Origin of the sequence: uncultured Acetatifactor sp. (assembly GCF_948601915.1) — a bacterium.
Lineage (GTDB): Bacteria > Bacillota > Clostridia > Lachnospirales > Lachnospiraceae > Acetatifactor.
Genome location: NZ_CAPDXS010000157.1, coordinates 1 through 2,479, shown reverse-complemented (window position 1 = coordinate 2,479; position 2,479 = coordinate 1). Strand labels below are relative to the sequence as shown.

The window sequence follows — 2,479 nt, the reverse complement described above, 5'->3', positions numbered from 1 at the left end:
TGAAGCAGGCAGTGAGCATCCCGGTAATCGGCAACGGGGACGTGGACAGCCCGGAAGCCGCCGGAAAGCTTCTGGAGCAGACGGGGTGCGACGGTGTCATGATCGGCCGTGCGGCACAGGGGAATCCATGGATATTCCGGGACACCGTCAGCTATCTGGATACCGGGAGGATGCCGGAGCCGCCGGAGGGGCAGGAGAAGAAACGGATGGTGCTGGAGCACGCGGACCTGCAGATGAAGACGAAGGGAGAATACACTGCCGTGCGGGAGATGCGAAAGCATTTAGCCTGGTACACGGCAGGCATGCCCCATTCCGCCCGGTTCCGCCGGACCATCAACTCCATGGAAACCATGGAAGAGCTGATAGCGGGAGTGGAGACTATTTTTCAGTGAGGCCGCATATATTGTGGCATGGACACCATATTGTATTTTTATCGAAAAAGGGGCCTGGAGAGGCCGGAGGCAGAGCCTGTGGGACTGAAGGCCTATCTGCTGATACGGATAGGGATGGACGTGGACGAGGGACAGTGGTTCGGGAGGAGGCTGGGCCCCAGGCCCTGGGGAGAGGGCATGGAAGGCCAGGCGGACATGCCGGAATGGACAGATCAATCTGCCGGGGATCCAAAGGATTCCAGGCCGGCGGAAGCGGTGGGCCGACATGGCCTGGCTTCTGCCCTGTGCCGTCCATGGAAGGCTGTGCGGCAGAAGCGGGATCTGCGGAAGCGGCAGCGGGAGCTGCGGGCCGGGAGGCTTGCCTGGGAACAGGAGGAGGCCCGATGGCTGGCCGCCAGGGAAGGGCTGATTGGTGAGATGGAGGCGATGGTGCGCGGGCTTGCCCGGGAGGTGGCAGAGTTTGCGCAGGACATGGACGGCTGCCGCTGCGTGTATGAGGACAGCCTCCGCAAGATTCTGACGGGGCCGCGGGACGGACAGGCAGGGGATAGGGACTGGGAGAGGCCGGAAGGCTTTCTGCCGGAAAACGGACTGCAGACCGGCAGGGGAGGGGAAAGCCGACTGCCGGAAGGATCGCAGACCGGCAGGGGAGGGGAAAGCCATCCGCCGGAAGGATCCCAGACCGGCAGGGAGGGGGATACCCGGATGCAGGAGATTCTGCCTGCCCTGTGGCGCAAGTACCTTCCCCTGGAAGAATTCCAGGGCTATGCGCAGCGGTTCTGGGTGCGGCAGGTGTTTTCCCAGGGGGCGGGGCTCCCGGCATCACCGCCCCATTTCGTGATACTGGGCACGGCTCCCGGTCTGCCGGAGGTGCTGGAGGCCCATGCCAGGCGGATGAAGAGCCTGCGCTGGTTCTTGCTGGAGGCGGAGTGGGGCGAGGAACTGTCCGCCTTTGTGGAGGACTTCTACACGGAGTATGGCCTGGCCATAGAGCTGCGGCTTCTGGAGGACGGGGCGGCTCTGAAGCGGCTGCAGCTGTTCTGCGGGGAGCCTGTGATTGTGGTGGATTTCACAGGGGAATCCTATATGGCGGTGCCGGCGGTGCCGGAGGGAAGCGTGTGGCTGGATATGTTCTCCGTGGAGGAGAAGCGGCGCAGGATTCTGGCAAGGGGGAAAGACATCACTTATTTTTCTATGAAAGAGATATGGAAAAACGCACAAAAACGATGCAACTGCCCTGTACTGCCTTGACACTGCCCCAAAAGGAAGGTATACTGGTCTAGGTGTCGACAACAGGGAAACGACAAAGATAAGACGGGATTGTAATCCGTAAAATAGAAAGAATAGAACAGGAAGGATGTAAAAGAAATGCAGGAGAAGAAAAATATTCTGACCTATGAGGGGCTCAGAAAATATGAGGACGAGTTACATGAGCTGAAGGTGGTGCGCCGCCAGGAGGTGGCCCAGAAGATCAAGGAGGCCAGGGAGCAGGGCGATTTGTCCGAGAATGCGGAGTACGATGCGGCCAAGGACGAGCAGCGCGACATCGAGACCAGGATCGAGGAGCTGGAGAAGATTCTGAAGAACGCCGAGGTGGTGGTAGAGGACGAGGTAGACCTGGACAAAATCAACATCGGCTGCGTGGTGAAGCTCTTGGACATCGAGTACAGCGAGGAGCTGGAGTACAAAATCGTGGGCTCCACCGAGGCGGACAGCTTAAAGGGCAAGATTTCCAACGAAAGCCCTGTGGGCAAGGCGCTGATCGGCTGCAAGGTGGGGGACAACGTGGAGGTGGAGACCGCCGCGGGCACGTTCACCTACAAGGTGCTGGAGATCCAGAGGAGCAGATAGGACAGAGAGAAAGGAACAAGGGGCTGTCACACGAAGCGATTCGTGTGCAGCTCTCTTTTTACAAGGGGGCTTTTTGCTCTTCTCTCTTAAAACAGACGAAAGCTATATTATACTAAAAGTTTCCCAATTTGTCGGACTATATCTTATTATATAGAAGCATATACCTTGATAAATCGCAGTTTTGAATCCCAGGAGGGTACATTCCCCGATGCTTGCATCGCAACAAACTAATGACG

Annotated in this window: 2 protein-coding genes and 1 pseudogene (1 of these 3 cut by a window edge); all 3 read left to right on the top strand. The window is 58.3% G+C overall.

What is annotated here, in order from left to right; translation table 11 throughout:
- Positions 1-392, top strand: a pseudogene (gene dusB, locus Q2B33_RS24600) (tRNA dihydrouridine synthase DusB); it begins 581 nt to the left of the window's first position.
- 18 nt (positions 393-410) lie between these two features.
- A complete protein-coding gene (locus Q2B33_RS20380) occupies positions 411-1,643 on the top strand; it encodes a hypothetical protein (protein ID WP_300792101.1) in 1,233 nt (410 codons plus the stop codon).
- A 117-nt stretch (positions 1,644-1,760) separates the two neighbouring features.
- Entirely contained in the window at positions 1,761-2,243 is a 483-nt protein-coding gene (gene greA, locus Q2B33_RS20375) for a transcription elongation factor GreA (RefSeq protein WP_296463955.1), read from the top strand.
- The last annotated feature ends 236 nt before the right edge of the window (positions 2,244-2,479 follow it).

What these genes read in the sequence shown, in the direction of transcription:
- Q2B33_RS20380 (WP_300792101.1), top strand. Translation starts at nt 411, where the DNA reads ATGGACACCATATTGTATTTTTATCGAAAAAGGGGCCTGGAGAGGCCG.
- greA (WP_296463955.1), top strand. Translation starts at nt 1,761, where the DNA reads ATGCAGGAGAAGAAAAATATTCTGACCTATGAGGGGCTCAGAAAATAT.